A 19164-nucleotide genomic window follows, 5' to 3' on the forward strand; every position below is an offset into this window, starting at 1 on the left:
GTGGTTCACTTGGCGGCCTCGTTCCTGATCGCGCGGAGGGTGTGCAGCATGCGCCCGTCCCCGAAGTGGTCGTGCAGGTCGCGGTACTGGGCGTACAGGCGGTCGTAGGCGTCGGCGCGGGCCTCGTCCGGCACGTACGCCGCCCGTGCGCGCTTGCCCATCGCCGCGGCGGCCTCCTCGATGCCCGGGTAGGCCCCGGCGGCGACGGCGGCGTGCACGGCCGAGCCGAGCGCCGGGCCCTGGTCGGAGCCGATGACCGACAGCGGGCGGCGCAGCACGTCGGCGTAGACCTGCATGAGGAAGCGGTTCTTGAGCAGCCCGCCGGCGACGACGAACTCCTCGACCGGCACGCCGGACTTCTCGAACGTCTCGACGATCATGCGGGCGCCGTACGCGGTGGACTCGATGAGCGCGCGGTAGACGTCCTCGGGCCTGGTCGCGAGGGTCTGGCCGACGATCACGCCGGACAGGTCGTGGTCCACGAGCACCGAGCGGTTGCCGCCGAACCAGTCGAGCGCGACCAGCCCGTGCGCGCCGACGGCCTGGCGCTCGGCCAGCTCGGTCAGGCGCTCGTGGCCGTCGCTGCCGAAGGTGTCGACGTACCAGGCGAAGATGTCGCCGACGGCGGACTGGCCGGCCTCGTAGCCCCACAGGCCGGGCACGATGCCGTCCCGGACGACACCGCACATCCCGGGCACCTCGGCCAGCCGGTCGCTGGGCATGATGTGGCAGGTGGAGGTGCCCATGATGGCCACCATCTGGCCGGGTCGCACGGCGTCCGCGGCGGCGGCGGTGACGTGGGCGTCCACGTTGCCGACGGCCACGGCGATGCCCTCGGGCAGGCCGGTCCATCCGGCCGCCCGCGCCGTCAGGACGCCGGCCAGGCCGCCGAGGGGGGCCAGGGTGACGCCGCCGACGTCGTCGCCGACCACGCCGGTGGCCAGTTTGCCGGCGAAGCCGGAGAAGCCGGGGTTGAGCGCGGCGAGGAAGTCCTCGGAGGGGTAGCTCCCGTCCTGGAAGACGCCCTTGTAGCCGGCGGTGCAGATGTTGCGGCTCTCGACGCCGGACAGCTGCCAGACGATCCAGTCGGCCGCCTCGATCCAGCGCTCGGCCCGGGCGTACACCTCGGGGGCCTCCTCCAGGACCTGCAGGGCCTTGGCGAACTCCCACTCCGAGGAGATCTTGCCGCCGTAGCGCGGCAGCCAGCTCTCGCCCCGCCGCGCGGCCAGCTCGTTGATGCGGTCGGCGTGCGGCTGGGCGGCGTGGTGCTTCCACAACTTCGGCCAGGCGTGCGGCTGCTCGGGCGTCTCGAAGCACAGGGGCGTGCCGTCGGCCGTGGCCGGCAGGACGGTGCAGGCGGTGAAGTCGGTGCCGATGCCGATCACGTCCTCGGCGGCGACCCCGGCGGCGGCCAGGGCCCCGGGCACGGCCACGCGCAGCACGTCCAGCCAGTCCTGCGGCGACTGCAGCGCCCAGTCGGGGCCGAGCCGCACGCCGGTGCCGGGGAGCGTGTGCTCGATGACGCGCTCGGCGTACTCGTGGACGGCGCTGCCCAGCTCGGCGCCGTCGGACACGCGGACGACGACCGCGCGCCCCGACAGCGTGCCGAAGTCCACTCCGACCACGAACTTGTTAGCGTTCACATTGCACTCCAGAGAGTTGTCTGTTCGCCTGCCGGCTATCGGGCCGGCGCGGTGCTGGACCTGACGACGAAGCTGGGACGCACCACCATGCGCTCGTACGCCGCCGGCCCGGCGTCGATCTGCCGCAGCAGCACCTCGATGCAGTGGCGGCCCACCACGTCGAAGTCCTGCCGGACCGTGGTGAGCGGCGGGGAGAAGAACTCGGACTCGGGGATGTCGTCGAAGCCCACGACGCTGATCCGCCCGGGGACGGGCACCCCGGCCTCGCTGAGCGCGCGCAGCACGCCCAGCGCCATCTGGTCGTTGGCGGCGAACACCGCGGTGACCCCGTCCATCCCGGCCAGGCGCCGGCCGGCCGCGTACCCGGCGCGCGGGCTCCAGTCGCCGGGCAGCGGCTCGGGCACCGGGCGGCCGGCCGCCTCCAGCGTGGCGCGCCAGCCCTCGACGCGCCCCTCGGTCTCCAGCCAGTCGGACGGCCCCGCGACGTGCCAGACCGTCTCGTGGCCCAGGTCGAGCAGGTGCTGGGTGGCGAGCCTGGCGCCCTCGACCTGGTCGATGCAGACCGCGGAGACGTCGGCGCCGTGCGCGCCCTCGACCACGACCGCGGGCACCCCGGCCGGCAGGCTCTCCAGGGCGGAGGCGGCCGAGCGCTGCGGCGCGACCACCACCACCCCGTCCACGCTCTGCTCGGCCAGGTAGTCGAGCGCGTCGCGGACGCTGGCCGCGTCGATCGACTTCAGGCTCACGATGCTGACGAAGTACCCCGCGGTCCTGGCCGCCTGCTCGATGCCGTAGACCATGCTGGCCGGGCCGTACAGGGTGGTGTCGAAGCTCACCACCCCGAGGGTGCGCGACCGCTTGGTGACCAGCGCGCGGGCGACCAGGTTGCGCCGGTAGCCCAGCCGGACGATCGCCTCCTCCACCCGGGCACGGGTGTCGGCCCGGACGTTCGGGTGGTCGTTGAGCACCCGTGAGACCGTCTGGTGCGACACGCCGGCCTCCTTGGCCACGTCGGCCATGACCGGCGGACGCGGCCTGGGGCTCGGTACCACGGGTTCTCCTTTCGCGGGGCTTGCCGGACCTGCGGTGGTCAGCGGGAGGCGCCGGCGCGCCGCTTGGTCCACACGTCGAACGCGACGGCGGCCAGCAGCACGGCGCCCTTGACGAGCATCACGCGCTCACTGGGCGAGCCGATGAGCGACATGCCGTTGTTGATGACAGCCATGATCAGACCGCCGGTGATCGCGCCGACGACCTTGCCCACGCCGCCCTGGACGGCCGCGCCGCCGATGAAGGCCGCCGCGATGGCGTCCAGCTCGAAGCTGTTGCCCGCGGTCGGGCCCGCCTGGTTGAGCCGGCCGGCGAAGATGATGCCGGCGACCGAGGCCAGCACGCCCATGTTGACGAAGATCCAGAAGACCACCGACTTGACCTTGACGCCGGACATGACCGCCGCCTGCAGGTTGCCGCCGATGGCGTAGATCTGCCGGCCGAAGACCGTGCGGTTGGCCATCAGCGAGTACGCCAGCACCAGCGCGGCCAGCAGCACCAGCACCCACGGCAGGTTCTTGAAGCGGGCGAGCTGCACGACCAGGAACAGAATCAGCGCGGCGCCGGCCGCCATCTTCAGCGCGAACACGGCCATCGGCTCGACCGACTGGCCGTAGCCCCTGCGGGCGTTGCGGGTGCGCCACTGCGCGGCGACCATGCCGCCGATCGCGACCAGGCCGATGAGCAGGCTGAACAGGTCGGCGCCGCCCAGCGGGCCGAGGCCCACGTTGCCGAGGTAGCCGTCGGTGAAGCCGTTGGCCAGCGTGCGGACCTGGTCGGGGAACGGGCCGATGCCCTGGTTGCCGAGCACGGTCATGGTGAGCGCGCGGAACAGCAGCATGCCGGCCAGCGTGACGATGAAGGCCGGGATGCCGAAGTAGGCGATCCAGTACCCCTGCCAGGCCCCGATCAGCGCGCCGGCGGCGACCGTGATCAGCAGGGCCAGCGGCCACGGCAGGCCCATGTTCACCATGAGCACGGCGGCCAGCGCCCCGGTGACCGCCACCACCGAGCCGACCGACAGGTCGATGTGCCCGGCGATGATGACCAGGATCATCCCGATTGCCAGGATCAGGACGTAGGAGTTCTGGACGATGATGTTGGAGATGTTCTGCGGCTGGAGCAACGCGCCGTCGGTGAGCACCGAGAACAGCACGATGATCAGCGCGAAGGCGATGTAGATGCCGCTCGAACGCAGGTTCAGCGACAGGCCGCCCAGCGACACCCGGCCGGGCCGCCGCGGCGCTCCCCCGTCGCCTCCCGCGCCGACCTGCACGTCGGCGGGCGTGATGCTGCTCATCGGAGCTACTCCTGTCCCTTGGTCATGAGATGCATGAGGCTTTCCTGGGTGGCCTCCCGGCGGGGGACCTCGCCGGTGACGCGACCTTCGGAGAGCGTGTAGATGCGGTCGCACAGGCCGAGCAGCTCAGGCAACTCACTGGAGATCACCAGCACGGCCTTGCCCTGGTCGGCGAGGCGGTTGATGATCGTGTAGATCTCGTACTTGGCGCCGACGTCGATGCCGCGGGTGGGCTCGTCGAGAATGAGCACGTCAGGTTGCGTCAGGATCCACTTGGAGAGCACGACCTTCTGCTGGTTGCCGCCGCTCAGCTTGCCGACGACGCTGTTGACGCTCGGCGCCTTGATGTTCATGCTCCGGTGGAACTCCTCGGCGACCTTGTACTCCTCGTTCTCGTTCACCCAGCCGCGGCGGGCCAGGCCCTTGAGCCCGGCGGCGCTGATGTTGCGCTTGATGTCCTCGATGAGGTTGAGGCCGTACCGCTTGCGGTCCTCGGTGGCGTAGGCCAGGCCGTGGCGGATCGCGTCCTGCACGTTGCGGATCTCGATCGGCTCGCCGTCCTTGAAGACCTTGCCGGAGATGTGCACGCCGTACGTGCGGCCGAACAGGCTCATCGCCAGCTCGGTGCGCCCGGCGCCCATCAGGCCGGCCAGGCCGACGATCTCGCCCCTGCGCAGGGTGAGTGAGGCGCCGTCCACGACCTTCCGGCCGGGCTGGCTCGGGCTGTGCACCGTCCAGTCCTCGATCCGAAGCACCTCCTCGCCGATCGTCGACTCGTGCGGCGGGAAGCGGTTGTCCAGCGCGCGGCCGACCATGCCGGAGATGATCCGGTCCTCGGTGACGTGGTCGGTGGCCATGTCCAGGGTCTCGATCGTGCGGCCGTCGCGGATGATCGTGACGGAGTCGGCGATCGCGGTCACCTCGTTGAGCTTGTGCGAGATGATCACGCAGGTGATGCCCTCGTCCCGCAGGCCGCGCAGCAGGTCGAGCAGGTGGGCCGAGTCGTCGTCGTTGAGCGCGGCGGTCGGCTCGTCGAGGATGAGCAGCTTCACCTCCTTCGACAGCGCCTTGGCGATCTCGACGAGCTGCTGCTTGCCGACGCCGAGGTCGGAGACCGTGGTGGTGGGGTTCTCCTGGAGGCCGACGCGGCGCATCAGCTCGGCGGCCTCGTAGTTGGTGCGGTTCCAGTCGATGAAGCCGCGCCTGGCGCGCTCGTTGCCGAGGAAGATGTTCTCCGCGATCGACAGCTGCGGGCTGAGCGCCAGCTCCTGGTGGATGATGACGATCCCGGCGTGCTCGCTGTCGCGGATGCCGGCGAACTCGCAGCGCGCGCCCTCGAAGGTGATCTCGCCCTCGTAGTCGCCGTGCGGGTAGACCCCGGACAGCACCTTCATCAGCGTCGACTTGCCGGCGCCGTTCTCGCCGCAGATGGCGTGGATCTCGCCGCGCCGGACGGCCAGGTTGACGTCCTGCAGCGCCTTGACACCGGGGAACGTCTTGGTGATCCCGCTCATCCGCAAGATGTGCTCGGTCATATGCCCCTCGCTCAGGTGTGGGAAGTGCCCCCGGGGGACCGCGGTCCCCCGGGGCGGGCCCTTACTTGAGCTGGTCCTCGGTGTAGTAGTTGCCGCCGACGATGATCTCCTTGTAGTTGCTCTTGTCCACGATCACCGGGTCGAGCAGGTAGGAGGGGACGACCTTGTTGCCGTTGTCGTAGTCCTTGGTGTTGTTCACCTCGGGCTTGCCGCCCTTGAGGACCGCGTCGGCCATCTTCACCGTCTGCTCGGCGAGCTTGCGGGTGTCCTTGAAGATGGTGGAGTACTGCTCGCCGGCGATGATCGACTTGACCGAGGCGAGCTCGGCGTCCTGGCCGGTCACGACGGGGTAGGGCTGGCCGCTGGTGCCGTAGCCGGAGCTCTTGAGCGCCGACAGGATGCCGATGGACAGGCCGTCGTACGGGGACAGCACGCCGTCCACCTTGGTGCCGCCGGTGTAGGTCTTGGTGAGGATGTCCTCCATGCGCTTCTGGGCCGTGGCCGGGTCCCAGCGCAGGATGGCGGCGGTCTTGAAGTCCTTCTGGCCGCTCTTGACCAGCAGGGTGCCGTCGTCGATCTTCGGCTGGAGCACCGACATGGCGCCGTTCCAGAAGAACGTGGCGTTGTTGTCGTCGGGCGAGCCGCCGAACAGCTCGACGTTGAACGGGCCCTTCTTGCCGTCGTCCACGCCGAGGCCCTTGAGCAGCGAGGTCGCCTGCTGCACGCCGACCTTGAAGTTGTCGAAGGTGGCGTAGTAGTCGACGTTGGGGCTGTTGCGGATCAGGCGGTCGTAGGAGATGACCGGGATCTTGGCGTCGGCGGCCTGCTGGAGCTGCGAGGTGATCGCGGTGCCGTCGATCGAGGCGATGATCAGGAGCTTGGCGCCCTTGGTGATCTGGTTCTCGATCTGGTTGGCCTGCGTCGGGATGTCGTTCTCCGCGTACTGGAGGTCGACCTTGTAGCCCAGCTGTTCGAGCTGCTGCTTGACGTTGTCGCCGTCGTGGATCCACCGCTCGGACGACTTGGTGGGCATCGTGACGCCGATCAGGGCGCCCGCGCCGCCGGCGGCGGCCGACGTGGAGGCGTCGGCGTCGACCGTCTTCTGGCTGGAGCCGCAGGCCGTCATGGTCGCGGCGAGCGCGATGGCGGACACCACGCCCCCGATACGTCCCAACCTCATGTGGCACTCCTTGCAATGGGGGTTGCGGCAGCGGAATGTGAGCGTTAACTGCCGATCTTGCAGAGGACTCAGTCACAGAACGTGCCGAATCAGAACAAAGTTCTCGCTTCGTTCCCGCCGATTGTTATCGCTAACAAAGACGATGTCAACGGTTGAGCATAACCTGGCGGAAACCTTTAGGTAACTTTCGCGGCAGACTCCTCGCAGGTCAGCGCCTTGGACGCGCGCTGAAGATCCGTTGCAGCACGATGAAGACGAAGAGCAGCAGGCCGATGAAGATCTTGGTCCACCAGGAGCTGAGCGTGCCCTCGAAGCTGATGATCGTCTGGATCAGCCCGAGCACCAGCACGCCGAGCACCGTGCCGAGCAGGAAGCCGCTGCCGCCCGTGAGCAGCGTGCCGCCGATCACCACGGCGGCGATGGCGTCCAGCTCCATGCCCACGGCGTGCAGGCCGTAGCCCGAGAGCATGTAGAACGACAGCAGCACGCCGCCGAGCGCCGAGCAGAAGCCGCTCACCGTGTAGACCGTGATCTTCGTCCGGCCCACCGGCAGGCCCATGAGCAGCGCCGACTGCTCGCTGCCGCCCGTCGCGTACACGGCCCGGCCGAGCCGGGTGTAGTGCAGCACGTACGCCGCCACCAGCACGACCCCCACCGCGATGAGCACGCTCGGCGAGATCCACAGACCGGCGAACAGGTCGATCCTGGTCTGCGCGAACGCCGTGAACGTCGGGTCCTCGATCGGGATCGAGTCCGTGCCGATCGTGTAGCACAGCCCTCGGGCCAGGAACATCCCGGCCAGCGTCACGATGAACGGCTGGATGTCGAAGGCGTGCACGATGTACCCCATCACCAGCCCGAGCCCGGACCCGACGGCCAGCACCACCGGCACCACCACGTACGGCGGCCACCCCGGCCCCGACATCAGCGACGCCGAGATCATCGTGGACAGCGCCACCACCGACCCCACCGACAGGTCGATGCCCCCGGCCAGGATCACGAACGTCATCCCCACCGCCACCACCAGCAGGAACGCGTTGTCGATGAAGACGTTGAGCACCACCTGCCCGCTGGCGAACCCCTCGTACCGGAGGCCGCCGACGACGAACATCGCCACGAACAGGCACGCCGTCACCAGCACGGGCAGGTGGCGGGCCGGCAACGCGACCCGGCCCACGGTCATGGTCGTCACAGGGTCACCCGCACTTTCTCCTCGGGAGCCGGGCTGGGCGGCGCGCTGCCGCCGCGCCGGCGCAGCGCCTTCGCGCGGAACGACGGCGACTGCACGAGACAGACCGCCGTCACGACCAGCGCCTTGAACAGCAGGGTCGTCTCGGGCGGCACGCCGATGGAGTAGATCGTCGTGGTGAGCGTCTGGATGACGAGCGCGCCGGCCACGGTCCCGCCCAGCGAGAACCGGCCGCCCGACAACGAGGTGCCGCCGATCACCACGGCCAGGATCGCGTCCAGCTCGATCCACAGGCCGGCGTTGTTGCCGTCGGCGCTGGAGACGTTCGAGCTGATCAGGATGCCGGCGATGCCCGCGCACAGGGCGGCGAAGGCGTAGACCATGATGACGATCCCGCGCGACCTGATGCCCGCGAGCCGGCTGGCCTCGGCGTTCCCGCCGACCGACTCGATCAGCAGGCCCAGCGCCAGCCGCCGGGTCAGGAACGCGGTGACCGCCAGCACGACCGGCACCAGCAGCACCCCGAACGGCACCGCCAGCAGATACCCACCGCCGATCAGCTTGTACGACGGGCTGTTGACCGTGATGATCTGCCCGTCGGTGATGAGCTGGGCCAGGCCCCGCCCGGCCACCATGAGGATCAGCGTGGCGATGATCGGCTGGATGCCCGCCTGCGCGACCAGGAACCCGTTCCAGGCGCCGAGCAGCAGGCACAATCCGAGCGCGAGCGCCACGGCGGCGAGCACGCCGGCGTCCTCGCTGATCCGCAGGCAGGCCAGCGCGCCCGAGATCGCCACCACCGAGCCCACCGACAGGTCGATGCCGCCGGTCGCGATGACCAGCGTCATGCCCAGCGAGACCAGGATCAGCGGCGCGCCGAAGCGCAGGATGTCGATCAGGCTCCCGTACAGGTGCCCGTCCCTGACCTGGACGGACAGGAAGCTGGGGGTGAAGAACACGTTCAGGGCCAGCAGCAGCGCGAGCACCGCCACGGGCCACAACAGCCGCCGCATCAGGGCCGCCCTCCGCTCGCGATCGTCTCCATCAGCACGTCCGTGGTGAGGGCTTCGTCGTTGGGCAGCTCGGCCACCAGCCGCCGGTCGCGCAGCACCTCGACCTTGTGGCTGAGCCGCAGCACCTCCTCCAGCTCGGCGGAGATGAACAACACCGCCATGCCGCCGTCGGACAGCTCGGCGACCAGGCGCTGGATCTCGGTCTTGGCGCCGACGTCGATGCCGCGGGTGGGCTCGTCGAGGATGAGCAGCCGGGGCTCCAGGATGAGCCAGCGTGCCAGCAGCACCTTCTGCTGGTTGCCGCCGCTCAGGTTCCGCACCAGGTGCTCGGGGTTGGGCGGGCTGATCCGCAGGGCCTTGACGTACCGGGCGACCAGCTCGTCCTGCTGTTCGCGCGGCACCGGCCTGGTCCAGCCCCGGGTGGCCTGGAGCGCCAGGATGATGTTCTCGCGCACGGTGAGGTCGGGGATCAGGCCGTCCTCCTTGCGGTTCTCCGAGCAGAAGGCGATCTTGTGGTTCATCGCCGCGCGCGGGGTGCGGAGCGCGGCGGGCGCGCCGCCGACGGACAGCTCGCCGCCGCTCGCGTGGTCGGCGCCGAACAGCAGCCGCGCGACCTCGGTACGCCCCGAGCCGAGCAGCCCGGCCAGCCCCACGACCTCGCCCTCGTGGATGGTGAGCGAGAACGGCTCGACGGCCCCGGCCCGGCCCAGCCCGCGCGCCTCGACCAGCGGGCGGTCGAAGACCCTGGCCTCGCCGTGCAGGCGGTCGAGCGCGGCCAGCTCCTGGCCGATCATCTTGGCGACCAGGTCGAGCTGGGGCAGCTCGCGGGTGAGGTACTCGCCGACGAGCCGTCCGTTGCGCAGGATCGTCATACGGTCCGAAATTTCGTAGATCTGGTCGAGAAAGTGGGAGACGAAGAGGATGGCGATGCCCTCTTCCTTGAGCCGCCGCATCACCCGGAAGAGCTGCCGCACCTCGTCGGCGTCCAGGCTGGAGGTGGGCTCGTCCAGGATCAGCACCCGGGCCTCGATGTCGACCGCCCGCGCGATGGCCACCATCTGCTGCACCGCCGGCGAGTACGCCGACAGCGGCGCCGAGACGTCGATGCTCAGGTCCAGCCCGCTCAGCAGCTCGCCGGCCCTGGCCCGCACGCGTCTCCAGTCGATGCGCCCGAACCTGCGCGGTTCGCGGCCGATGAAGATGTTCTCGGCCACCGACAGGTTCGCGCAGAGGTTGACCTCCTGGTAGACCGTGCTGATGCCGCCCCGCTGCGCCTCGGCCGGGCCGGCGAAGGCGACGGGCCGCCCGCCCAGCTCGATCGTGCCCGAGTCGGCGGGATGCACGCCGGTGAGCACCTTGATCAGGGTGGACTTGCCGGCGCCGTTCTCGCCCATGAGCGCGTGCACCTCGCCGGGCAGCAGCCGCAGGTCCACGCCGTCCAGGGCCTTGACCCCGGGAAACTGTTTGCCGATCCCGTTCATCGTCAGGACCGGCACGGGTGCGGCCATGCGCCTCCCCTTCCGCCTGAAGGGGCCGGGCCACCGGGCCCGGCCCGCGCGATCAGTACTGACGGCTGGACAGGACCTGCTTGGCCTGCTCCTGCGTGAACGTGGTCTCCTCGGTCACCACGCGGGCCGGCACCTGCTCGCCCTTGACGACCTTCTTGGCCAGGTCCATGAGCTGCGGGCCGAGCAGCGGCGAGCACTCGACGATGTAGTTGATCTTCCCGTCGGCCAGGGCTTGCATGCCGTCCTTGACGGCGTCGACTGTGATGATCTTGATGTCCTTGCCGGGCACCTTGCCCGCGCCCTCGATGGCCTCGATCGCGCCCAGGCCCATGTCGTCGTTGTGGGCGTAGAGCACGTCGATGTCCGGGTTGGACTTCAGGAAGGCCTCCATGACCTCCTTGCCCTTGGCCCTGGTGAAGTCGCCGGTCTGCGAGGCGATCACCTTGAACTTCGGGTCGGCGCCGATGACCTGGGCGAACCCGGCCTTGCGGTCGTTGGCGGGGGCCGAGCCGGTGGTGCCCTGGAGCTCGACGATGTTCACCGGGTCCTTGGCGTCCTTGTACTCCTGCACCAGCCACTGACCGGCCTTCTTGCCCTCCTCGACGAAATCGGAGCCGAGGAAGGTCTTGTACAGGGAGGTGTCCTTGGAGTCGACGGCGCGGTCGGTCAGGATGACCGGGATCTTCGCGTCCTTGGCCTCCTTGAGCACCGTGTCCCAGCCGGACTCCACCACCGGCGAGAAGGCGATGACGTCCACCTTCTGCTGGATGTAGGAGCGGATGGCCTTGATCTGGTTCTCCTGCTTCTGCTGGGCGTCGGAGAACTTGAGCGTCACGCCCGCGTTCTTGGCCGAGTCCTGCACGGACTTGGTGTTCGCGGTGCGCCAGCCGCTCTCCGCGCCGACCTGGGCGAAGCCCATGGTGATCGAGCCGTCGCCGCCGCTGCCGCCACTGCCTCCGCCGCAGCTCGCCACCGACATCGCGGTGAGCCCGGCGAGCACCAGCGCCGAGATCCTCTTGAACACGTGGGGGGTTCCCTTCTCATGTGAGCGCTAACAACCGAACCCGGCTGCCGACGCCTTCCTGCCTCGGGGGCCTGCGCGGTCCCGTCGGGCCGTGCCCGTCTCGCGTACCGGCGACCGCGGGGCGCCAGGAGGCGGGCCGCCACCTCGCCTCCTCGGCCGCGACCGAGGGGAGACGACCCCGGACCGATCCCGCGACCGCTCCTTTCCTGGCTTGGCCACGACTGTGAACGTTAACAAGCACATCCGTCAAGGGTCCCCCACATCACGGTCACGTCACGCCGGACACCCCTTGACTCCAGGGGTGTTCCCTCCCTAACGTGACGCCGATCACCTTTGTTAGCGGTCACTTTGACTGGTAGCGCTAACAGTCCCTCGTCCGAGGAGCCCCCCATGAAGCGAACCGTCCCGGCGCCGGGAAGCCCGCGGCCTCCCGGCCCGCCGCCGTCCGCCCTCAGACCGGTACGACGCGGTGGTGGGTGGTGATCCGGCCGTCGTCGTCCAGCACGTGGAAGACGAGCCCCGGCGGGAGTTCGTAGTCGGCGCAGTCGGCCAGCGTGGTCGCGCCCTCCCACGGCAGCCGCAGCGTGGACACCACGCCGGGCGCGGCGAGCAGCGGGCGGCCGGCGAAGGTGGTGGCCGCCGAGGTGTGGGCGTGGCCGACCAGCACGGCCGTCACGTGCGGGTGCCCGGCCAGCAGGCCGGCGAGGCGTTCCGGGGTCCGGAGCATGATCGTGTCGACCGGCGAGTGCAGCGTCGCGGGCGGGTGGTGGAAGGCCACGAGCACCGGCAGGCCGCGTTCCGCGCCGAGCACGCCGTCGAGCCAGGCCAGCGTCTCGTCGTCCAGATGGCCCTCGGGCCGGCCCGGCACGGAGGAGTCGCACAACACGTAGACGGCCCCGCCGGTGCGGTGGACCCGGTTGACCGGCCCGGACGCGGCCGGCTCGGCGAGCAGCACCCGCCGGAACTCCTCCCGGACGTCGTGGTTGCCGGGGCACACGAGGACCGGGTGGCGCGAGGTCAGCAGCTTGCGCGCCTGCTCGTACTCCTCAGGCAGACCGTGGTCGGCGATGTCGCCGGTGACGAGCACCGCGTCGAGGTCGTACGGGAGGGCGTCCAGATAGCGCATGACGGCGTCGGCGCGCTCGACCGACCGCTCCGAGCCGCCGAGATGGATGTCGCTGAGATGGGCGATCACGAGCATGGGCAGAACTTCCTTTCGAGGTACGCCCTCGACGGTAGCCGCCCACCGGCCCACCCGTAAGATCCGGTTTTATGGCGAAATATTGGGCCAGTTCCGGAGTTGACCTGCATCTGGAGCTCGATCCCGCACTCGGGCGGCGACGAGCCGTCGAGGACGCGCTGCGCGCCGCCGTCCGCGACGGGCGGCTGCCGCCCGGCACCCGTCTGCCCTCGACCAGGGCGCTCGCGGCCGGGCTCGGCCTCGCCCGCGGCACGGTGAGCGCCGCCTACGACCAGCTCGCCGAGGAGGGCTACCTCACCACCCGCCCGGGTTCGGGCACCGAGGTCGCCGACGCCCTCCCACCCGCCCCCGCGCCGATCGGCTCCCCTTCCGCCGCCGGACCGGCGCAGCCGATCGGCTCCCCTTCCGTCGCCGGGCCGGAGCCGGTGCACGACCTTCGTCCCGGGCAGCCGGACGTGTCGGCCTTCCCCGCGCGCGCCTGGCTGCGGGCCACCCGCCACGTGCTCGCCGCGGCCCCCGCCGACGTCTTCGGCCCCTGCGACCCCCGGGGCCGGATCGAACTGCGCACCGCGCTGGCCGGCTACCTCGGCAGGACCCGCGGCGTGCGCACCACCCCCGACCGGATCGTCGTCACCACGGGCTTCGTCCAGTCGCTCAACCTGCTGGCGGGCGTGCTCGGCGCGGGCCCGATCGCCATGGAGGACCCGGGCCACGACTTCTACCGCGAGGTCCTGCGCCGCGCCGGCCGCACGATCGTCCCCCTCCCGGTGGACGAGCAGGGCGCCCGGACCGGCGAGCTCACGTCCGGGGTGGCGGCCGCCGTGCTGACCCCGGCGCACCAGTACCCGACCGGCGTCCCGCTGGCCCCGGCGCGCCGCCGCCTGCTGCGCGAGTGGGGCGGCCCGGTCATCGAGGACGACTACGACGGCGAGTTCCGCTACGACCGCCGTCCCGTGGGCGCCCTCCAGGGCACGGCCCCCGACCAGGTCGTCTACTGCGGCACCACGTCCGAGTCGCTCTCCCCGGCGCTGCGCCTGGGCTGGATGGCGCTCCCGCCCGCCCTGGTGGGACCGGTCGCCGAGGCCAAACTGCACGCCGACGCCCACACCGGGGTGCTGGGCCAGCTCGTCCTGGCCCGGCTGATCGACGACCACGACTACGACCGGCACGTCCGCGCCGCGCGCCTGCGCTACCGCCGCCGCCGCGACCTGCTGCTGTCGCGGCTCGGCCGGGGACCGGACGCCCCGCTGCCCGGCGCGCGCCTGCCCGGCGTGGCCGCCGGCCTGCGCGCCCTGCTGCTGCTCCCGCCGTCCGGGCCGGCCGAGTCCGCCGTGCTGGCGGCCTGCGAACGGCGCGGCATCGCCCTGCGCGGCCTGAGCCCGCTGCGCCAGACGCCCGGCCCCGGCGGCCTGCTGATCGGGTACGCCGCCCCCTCCGAACGCGCCTTCCCCGGCACCCTGGACGCCCTGGCCAACGCTCTGACCTGGGCATCCGCCGAAGGAAGCACCTCCAGCGCCGAAAACCCCGATATTTTCGGCCTTTCGGGGTAGTTGACCGGCTCTCACCGACCTCGACGGAGGAGTCCGATGAGCTGGAGCTACCGCAAGACGATCAAGCTGGGCCCGGTCCGGCTGAACCTGTCCCGCGGCGGCGTTGGACACAGCTGGGGCAACCGGCTGTTCAGGGTGACGCGTACCGCCGACGGCCGCCGTACGCTGTCGGTCAATCTGCCCGGCGGCTTCCACTGGCGCAAGACGCTCAGCGGGCGCTGACCCGCGGGAACGACGGGCCGGAGGCGCGCGGCCTCCGGCCCGTTCCCGTCTTCCCGGGACGCCGCCCGGATGATGATCTGTAGGCATGAACGCCCACATGAGCCCCGAGGAGTTCCGCCGCCACGGCAGGCAGGTCGTCGACTGGATCGCGGACTACATGGCGGGCATCGAGTCCCGTCCGGTGATGTCACGGGCCGAGCCGGGGGACGTCCGCCGCGCGTTGCCCGCCGAGCCGCCCGAGCACGGCGAGCCGTTCGAGGCCGTCCTGGACGACCTGAACACCATCCTGCTGCCCGGCATCACCCACTGGCAGCACCCCTCCTTCTTCGCCTACTACCCCTCCAACGCCAGCGGCCCCGCCATCCTCGGCGACCTGCTCTCCAGCGGCCTCGGCGTGCAGGGCATGTTGTGGGTCACCAGCCCCGCCTGCACCGAGCTGGAGACCGTGGTGGTGGACTGGCTGGCGAGCCTGCTCGGCCTGCCCGCGCACTTCAGGACCGACGCGCGCGGCGGCGGCGTGATCCAGGACTCGGCGTCGAGCGCCTGCCTGGTCGCGCTGCTCGCCGCCCTGCACCGGGCGAGCGGCGGCCGGGTCACGCGCACGGGCGTAGCCGAGCGGTACACGATCTACGTCTCGTCGCAGACGCACTCCTCGCTGGAGAAGGCCGCCCGCGTCGCCGGCCTCGGCTCCGACGGCGTCCGGGTGGTGGACGTGCACCCCCGTACGCTGGCCATGGACCCGGGACGGCTGCGCGAGCTGATCGCGGCCGACAAGGCCGCCGGCGCGGTCCCCGCGATGGTCTGCGCCACCGTCGGCACCACCTCCTCGGCCGCCGTCGACCCGGTGCCGGAGATCGGCGAGGTGTGCCGCGAGCACGACGTGTGGCTGCACGTGGACGCCGCCTACGCCGGGGTCGCCGCCGTCTGCCCCGAGTTCCGCGGGCTCAACGACGGCGTGGCGGAGTACGCCGACACCTACTCCACCAACCCGCACAAGTGGCTGCTGACCAACTTCGACTGCACCGTCCTGTGGACGGCCGACCGCGCCCCCTTGCTCGGCGCGCTGTCGATCCTGCCGGAGTACCTGCGCAACGCCGCGACCACGGCCGGCTCGGTGGTCGACTACCGCGACTGGCAGATCCCGCTGGGCCGCCGGTTCAGAGCGCTGAAACTGTGGTCGGTGATCCGCTGGTACGGCGCCGAGGGCCTGCGCGCCCACATCCGCAAGGGGGTCTCCCTCGCCCAGCACCTGGCCGCCCTGATCGCCGCCGACCCCGCCTTCGAACTGCACGAGCCGCACCCGCTCGGCCTGGTCTGCTTCCGCCCCCGCTGGCCCGGCCTGCCGCCCGCCGACGCCGACGCCGCCACGCTGCGCCTGATGGAGACCCTGAACGCCGGCGGCTCCCTCTATCTGACGCACACCGCGATCGGCGGCCGGATCGTGCTCCGCATGGCCGTCGGCGGCCCCGCCACAGAACTCCGCCACGTCGAGCGGGCCTGGGCCGACATCCGCCAGGGACACGCCGCCGGGGCCCGGGAGACCGCCCAGGAGACCGCCCGGGAGACCGCCCAGGAGACCGCCCGCGACGACTAGACCGGCAGCCCCGCCTGGGCGGCCAGCGTGCCGAGGACCCTGGCGAGCACGGCCCGGTCCCGCGGGCCGAGCCCGCCGGTCAGCTCGGCGTCGAGCTCCAGCGTCACCTCCAGGCACCGGCCGAGCAGCGCGCGCCCTTCGGCGGTGAGGTCGAGGAGCTGACGCCGCCGGTCGCCGGGGTCGCGCACCCGGGAGATCGCGCCGAGCCGTTCGAGGTGGTCGGCCAGCGTCACCACCAGGCTCGGCGCGACGCCCATGGTCTTGGCGACGTCGAGCTGCGAGGCCGCGCCGCGCGCCTCCAGCAGGGTCATCAGCCCGACGTGCTTGGGCTTGAGGTCGAGCGGGACGAGCGCGGCCGTGAACCGCTCGGTCAGGATCGCCCCGAGCGTCCCGATCCTGAAGGCCATCGTCCCCGCCACCGACACCGGCTTGACTTCGTCCACGTGCATAATGCTAGCGTCGATACATCATTCAGAGCATGAATGATTCGACGGCCCGCCGCGTCCGCTGCGCGACCGCTCAGGGGCGGCGGTTCAGGCCGTGCTCGTAGGCCCAGATGACCGCCTGGACCCGGTCGCGCAGCCCGAGTTTGGCCAGGATGCGGCCGACGTGGGTCTTGACGGTGCCCTCGGACAGGAACAGCGCGCCCGCGATCTCGGCGTTCGTCTCGCCCCAGGCGATGTGCCGCAGCACCTCCCGCTCCCGCTCGGTCAGCGGGTCGGGCCCGGCGTCCGGCAGGTGCGGCGCGACGTGGTCGAGCAGGCGGCGGGTGGTCGAGGGGGCGATCACCGCGTCCCCCCGGTGGACGGTCCGCACCGCGGCCAGCAGTTCCTCGGCGGGGGCGTCCTTGAGCAGGAACCCCGACGCGCCGGCACGCAGCGCGGCGAAGGCGTACTCGTCCAGGTCGAAGGTGGTCAGGACGATCACCTTGGGCGCGCCGGGGGCCGCCAGCAGCCGCCGGGTCGCCTCGACGCCGTCCATGCGCGGCATGCGGACGTCCATGAGCACCACGTCCGCCGTCACCGCGCGCAGCCCGGCCAGCGCCTCCACCCCGTCGCCGGCCTCCCCCACCACGCGCATGTCGTCCTGGGCGTCGATCACCATCACCGTGCCGGTACGCACCAGCCGCTGGTCGTCGACGACGTACACGCCGATGGTCATGCCGGGTACGGAAGGCGGGCCTCGACGACGAACCCGCCTTCCTCCTCCGTCCGGACGTCCAGGGTCCCGCCCAGCGCGGTCACCCGCTCGCGCATGCCCGCCAGCCCGTTCCCCGGCCCGTCACCGCAGGTCGTGGCGGAGGCGGTGCCGCCCGTGTCGCCGCCCGCGTCGCCGGCGGTGATGCGCAGGGCGTCGTCCGTCCACTCCAGCCGGAGGGTGCTGCGCGCGCCCGCGCCCGCGTGCTTGAGCGTGTTCGTCAGCGCCTCCTGCACCACGCGGTAGGCGACGAGATCGGCCCCCGGCCCGAGGGGACGCGGCGTGCCGCGGACGATCTCCTCGACGGGCAGCCCGGCGTCCCGGGTCCGCGCCACCAGGTCCGGCAGGCCGGTCAGTCCGGGCGGCGGCCCGTCCCCGGGTGTGGCGCGCAGCGCGCCGACGGCGGCCCGCATGTCGGTGAGGGCCGCGCGTCCCGTCTCCTCGATCGTGGCCAGGATCTCGGCCGCCCGCGCGGGCGCGAACCGGCCGCCCCTGGCCTGCGCGACGATGACGGCCAGCGCGTGGGCGACCACGTCGTGCATCTCCCTGGCGATCCTGGCCCGTTCCTCGGCGGTGGCCCGCGCCGCGGCCTCGCCGGCCCGCTCCCGCAGCAGGTCGAGGTGGGCGAGCTGGGTCCGCCGGTACAGTCCGAGCCCCCACGCCGCGACCACCACCGCGGCCAGCAACGCCAGCAGCAGCCACGGGTCCGGCCCGAGCCCGGCCGCCCCGACGCTGGAGTCGGTCGCGAACCTGGCCGCCGCCGCCCCCGCGCCCGCCAGGCCGACCAGCAGCGGCGGGTGCCGCCGGGCGTGGGCGGCGCAGGAGTAGACCGCGAGCGGGAACAGCGCCGACGACGGCAGCACGAGGAACAACCCGGTCACCGCGACCTGGACGGCGAAGGCCGCGGCGACCACGAGGAACGCCCACGTCCGCCGCCGGTAGGCCACGGCCGCGTGCGCCGCCAGGCAGGCCCCCGCCAGCAGGACCGCCCGCACGCCGGGCGCCGACAACACCGCCACCGTCAGGGAGAGCGGGAACAGTGTCACCCCGGCGACCAGGGCCAGGACCACGTCGGCGCGGCGGGGCGTCATCGTGCCGTCGTGCGCTGGTAGGAGAGGGTGGCCCCGGCGACCGCGAGTCCGAACAGCAGCCAGCTCCCGTACACGACCGCGACCGCCGCCACCGTGGCCGGCTCGGACAGCGGCACCGGCCCCTGGGTGAGGCCGAGGAGCTGGGAGAACGTGCCGAGAACGGACATGGCTCCCATAGTGGTCAACATGGCGGCGCCCGTCCACCCGCCGGCCAGCACCAGCCGTCGCGGCAGCGACCGTCCCCACCTCTGCACGAGGGCCAGCGAGCCTACGGCGCCGATGACCAGCATGATCGTCTCGCCGTACGGGAAGCCCTCGCCGTAGTCCGCGGGGCGCAGCAGGGTGCCGCCCGCCGACCAGTAGAGCTTGGCGAGGGGGTAGACGAACCCGAGGGCGAACGCGGCGTACCCGAGCCAGGGCCCGCCGGGCACCCTGACCCGCGGCAGCAGCAGCGCGCCCAGCAGCGCGCAGCCCGCCAGGCTGAGCCCGCGCAGCGCCATCCCGGGCCAGTCGACCTGCGCGAACTCCCCGGCGGGGATGCCGGTGAGCGCGAAGAAGGCGCGGAAGACGTCGAGCACGAGCCCGCCCGCCGACCACAGCAGCAGCAGGGCGGGCAGCAGCCCCGCCGGGTGCGGCCGCACCACGAACACCGCCCCCACCCCGGCGGCCAGCACGGTCACCCAGTGCGGCGCGAACCCCATGGTGTACGGCAGCCCCGGCAGCGGCGCGAGCGCGAGCGCCACGACGAGCGCGAGGACGGAAAGCGCCGAGATCTGCAGTCGTTGAAGTCGCATGCCCTCGACGATCGCGGCTCCGGCCCGCCGCCCGCGTCTCCCCCAGGTCCGGACAAGAGGCGACCTGAGAGGT

General features: G+C 71.7%; 17 protein-coding genes. 3 read left to right on the top strand and 14 right to left on the bottom strand.

Annotation, left to right across the window (positions count from 1 at the left end; all coding sequences use genetic code 11):
- Positions 1–5: 5 nt before the first annotated feature.
- From araB to ACIBQ6_RS45620, 10 genes are all read right to left on the bottom strand, one after another.
- Positions 6–1625: a ribulokinase gene (gene araB / locus ACIBQ6_RS45575; RefSeq protein WP_397219000.1), complete on the bottom strand. Its 1620-nt coding sequence runs from the start codon at positions 1623–1625 to the stop codon at positions 6–8.
- 53 nt (positions 1626–1678) lie between these two features.
- On the bottom strand, positions 1679–2662 hold the full coding sequence (locus ACIBQ6_RS45580; protein WP_397219001.1) for a LacI family DNA-binding transcriptional regulator: 984 nt from the start codon (positions 2660–2662) through the stop codon (positions 1679–1681).
- A gap of 71 nt (positions 2663–2733) precedes the next feature.
- A complete protein-coding gene (gene mmsB / locus ACIBQ6_RS45585; protein WP_364329458.1) occupies positions 2734–3993 on the bottom strand; it encodes a multiple monosaccharide ABC transporter permease in 1260 nt (419 codons plus the stop codon).
- Between the two features lie 5 nt (positions 3994–3998).
- On the bottom strand, positions 3999–5528 hold the full coding sequence (gene mmsA, locus ACIBQ6_RS45590; protein ID WP_358284042.1) for a multiple monosaccharide ABC transporter ATP-binding protein: 1530 nt from the start codon (positions 5526–5528) through the stop codon (positions 3999–4001).
- 61 nt (positions 5529–5589) lie between these two features.
- Complete coding sequence (gene chvE / locus ACIBQ6_RS45595; protein ID WP_352326442.1) at positions 5590–6708, bottom strand: multiple monosaccharide ABC transporter substrate-binding protein; 1119 nt, start codon at positions 6706–6708, stop codon at positions 5590–5592.
- 208 nt (positions 6709–6916) lie between these two features.
- Positions 6917–7891, bottom strand: a complete 975-nt coding sequence (gene yjfF, locus ACIBQ6_RS45600; RefSeq protein WP_358285917.1) for a galactofuranose ABC transporter, permease protein YjfF — start codon at positions 7889–7891, stop codon at positions 6917–6919.
- A gap of 5 nt (positions 7892–7896) precedes the next feature.
- On the bottom strand, positions 7897–8910 hold the full coding sequence (locus tag ACIBQ6_RS45605) for an ABC transporter permease (protein WP_352326440.1): 1014 nt from the start codon (positions 8908–8910) through the stop codon (positions 7897–7899).
- Complete coding sequence (locus tag ACIBQ6_RS45610; RefSeq protein WP_397218970.1) at positions 8910–10418, bottom strand: sugar ABC transporter ATP-binding protein; 1509 nt, start codon at positions 10416–10418, stop codon at positions 8910–8912. Before ACIBQ6_RS45610 ends, ACIBQ6_RS45605 begins: the two co-directional genes overlap by 1 nt.
- A gap of 52 nt (positions 10419–10470) precedes the next feature.
- Positions 10471–11442, bottom strand: a complete 972-nt coding sequence (locus tag ACIBQ6_RS45615) for an ABC transporter substrate-binding protein (RefSeq protein ID WP_397218971.1) — start codon at positions 11440–11442, stop codon at positions 10471–10473.
- Between the two features lie 451 nt (positions 11443–11893).
- Positions 11894–12643: a metallophosphoesterase gene (locus tag ACIBQ6_RS45620; protein ID WP_358284036.1), complete on the bottom strand. Its 750-nt coding sequence runs from the start codon at positions 12641–12643 to the stop codon at positions 11894–11896.
- Between the two features lie 71 nt (positions 12644–12714).
- Here ACIBQ6_RS45620 and ACIBQ6_RS45625 point away from each other — a divergent pair, with 71 nt between their 5' ends.
- The 3 genes from ACIBQ6_RS45625 (at position 12715) to ACIBQ6_RS45635 (ending at position 16009) form a co-directional block, all read left to right on the top strand.
- The gene (locus ACIBQ6_RS45625; protein WP_397218972.1) at positions 12715–14193 is read left to right on the top strand and encodes a PLP-dependent aminotransferase family protein; all 1479 of its coding nucleotides are present in this window, start codon (positions 12715–12717) and stop codon (positions 14191–14193) included.
- Positions 14194–14229: 36 nt separating this feature from the next.
- Complete coding sequence (locus ACIBQ6_RS45630) at positions 14230–14415, top strand: DUF4236 domain-containing protein (RefSeq protein WP_352326433.1); 186 nt, start codon at positions 14230–14232, stop codon at positions 14413–14415.
- A gap of 85 nt (positions 14416–14500) precedes the next feature.
- Positions 14501–16009 (top strand): pyridoxal-dependent decarboxylase, encoded by a 1509-nt coding sequence (locus ACIBQ6_RS45635; RefSeq protein ID WP_397218973.1) that lies wholly within the window; start codon positions 14501–14503, stop codon positions 16007–16009.
- Here ACIBQ6_RS45635 and ACIBQ6_RS45640 read toward each other — a convergent pair.
- The 4 genes from ACIBQ6_RS45640 to ACIBQ6_RS45655 form a co-directional block, all read right to left on the bottom strand.
- The gene (locus ACIBQ6_RS45640; protein WP_397218974.1) at positions 16006–16452 is read right to left on the bottom strand and encodes a MarR family winged helix-turn-helix transcriptional regulator; all 447 of its coding nucleotides are present in this window, start codon (positions 16450–16452) and stop codon (positions 16006–16008) included. The two genes, ACIBQ6_RS45635 and ACIBQ6_RS45640, sit on opposite strands and share 4 nt — an antisense overlap.
- A gap of 76 nt (positions 16453–16528) precedes the next feature.
- Positions 16529–17170 carry a response regulator gene (locus tag ACIBQ6_RS45645; RefSeq protein ID WP_397218975.1) on the bottom strand — a complete coding sequence of 214 codons (642 nt, stop codon included), beginning with the start codon at positions 17168–17170 and terminating at the stop codon, positions 16529–16531.
- Positions 17167–18297, bottom strand: coding sequence for a sensor histidine kinase (locus tag ACIBQ6_RS45650; RefSeq protein ID WP_397218976.1), 1131 nt, complete (start codon positions 18295–18297; stop codon positions 17167–17169). Before ACIBQ6_RS45650 ends, ACIBQ6_RS45645 begins: the two co-directional genes overlap by 4 nt.
- Entirely contained in the window at positions 18294–19091 is a 798-nt protein-coding gene (locus tag ACIBQ6_RS45655) for a hypothetical protein (RefSeq protein WP_397218977.1), read from the bottom strand. The genes ACIBQ6_RS45650 and ACIBQ6_RS45655 overlap by 4 nt, the downstream gene beginning before the upstream one ends.
- Positions 19092–19164: the final 73 nt, after the last annotated feature.

Origin of the sequence: Nonomuraea sp. NPDC049655 (genome assembly GCF_044465465.1) — a bacterium.
Lineage (GTDB): Bacteria > Actinomycetota > Actinomycetes > Streptosporangiales > Streptosporangiaceae > Nonomuraea.

Coding starts and splice junctions, on each gene's coding strand:
- ACIBQ6_RS45580 (WP_397219001.1), bottom strand. CDS start 2,662: ATGGCCGACGTGGCCAAGGAGGCCGGCGTGTCGCACCAGACGGTCTCA.
- mmsB (WP_364329458.1), bottom strand. CDS start 3,993: ATGAGCAGCATCACGCCCGCCGACGTGCAGGTCGGCGCGGGAGGCGAC.
- mmsA (WP_358284042.1), bottom strand. CDS start 5,528: ATGACCGAGCACATCTTGCGGATGAGCGGGATCACCAAGACGTTCCCC.
- chvE (WP_352326442.1), bottom strand. CDS start 6,708: ATGAGGTTGGGACGTATCGGGGGCGTGGTGTCCGCCATCGCGCTCGCC.
- yjfF (WP_358285917.1), bottom strand. CDS start 7,891: ATGACCGTGGGCCGGGTCGCGTTGCCGGCCCGCCACCTGCCCGTGCTG.
- ACIBQ6_RS45605 (WP_352326440.1), bottom strand. CDS start 8,910: ATGCGGCGGCTGTTGTGGCCCGTGGCGGTGCTCGCGCTGCTGCTGGCC.
- ACIBQ6_RS45610 (WP_397218970.1), bottom strand. CDS start 10,418: ATGGCCGCACCCGTGCCGGTCCTGACGATGAACGGGATCGGCAAACAG.
- ACIBQ6_RS45620 (WP_358284036.1), bottom strand. CDS start 12,643: ATGCTCGTGATCGCCCATCTCAGCGACATCCATCTCGGCGGCTCGGAG.
- ACIBQ6_RS45625 (WP_397218972.1), top strand. CDS start 12,715: ATGGCGAAATATTGGGCCAGTTCCGGAGTTGACCTGCATCTGGAGCTC.
- ACIBQ6_RS45630 (WP_352326433.1), top strand. CDS start 14,230: ATGAGCTGGAGCTACCGCAAGACGATCAAGCTGGGCCCGGTCCGGCTG.
- ACIBQ6_RS45635 (WP_397218973.1), top strand. CDS start 14,501: ATGAACGCCCACATGAGCCCCGAGGAGTTCCGCCGCCACGGCAGGCAG.
- ACIBQ6_RS45645 (WP_397218975.1), bottom strand. CDS start 17,170: ATGACCATCGGCGTGTACGTCGTCGACGACCAGCGGCTGGTGCGTACC.
- ACIBQ6_RS45650 (WP_397218976.1), bottom strand. CDS start 18,297: ATGACGCCCCGCCGCGCCGACGTGGTCCTGGCCCTGGTCGCCGGGGTG.
- ACIBQ6_RS45655 (WP_397218977.1), bottom strand. CDS start 19,091: ATGCGACTTCAACGACTGCAGATCTCGGCGCTTTCCGTCCTCGCGCTC.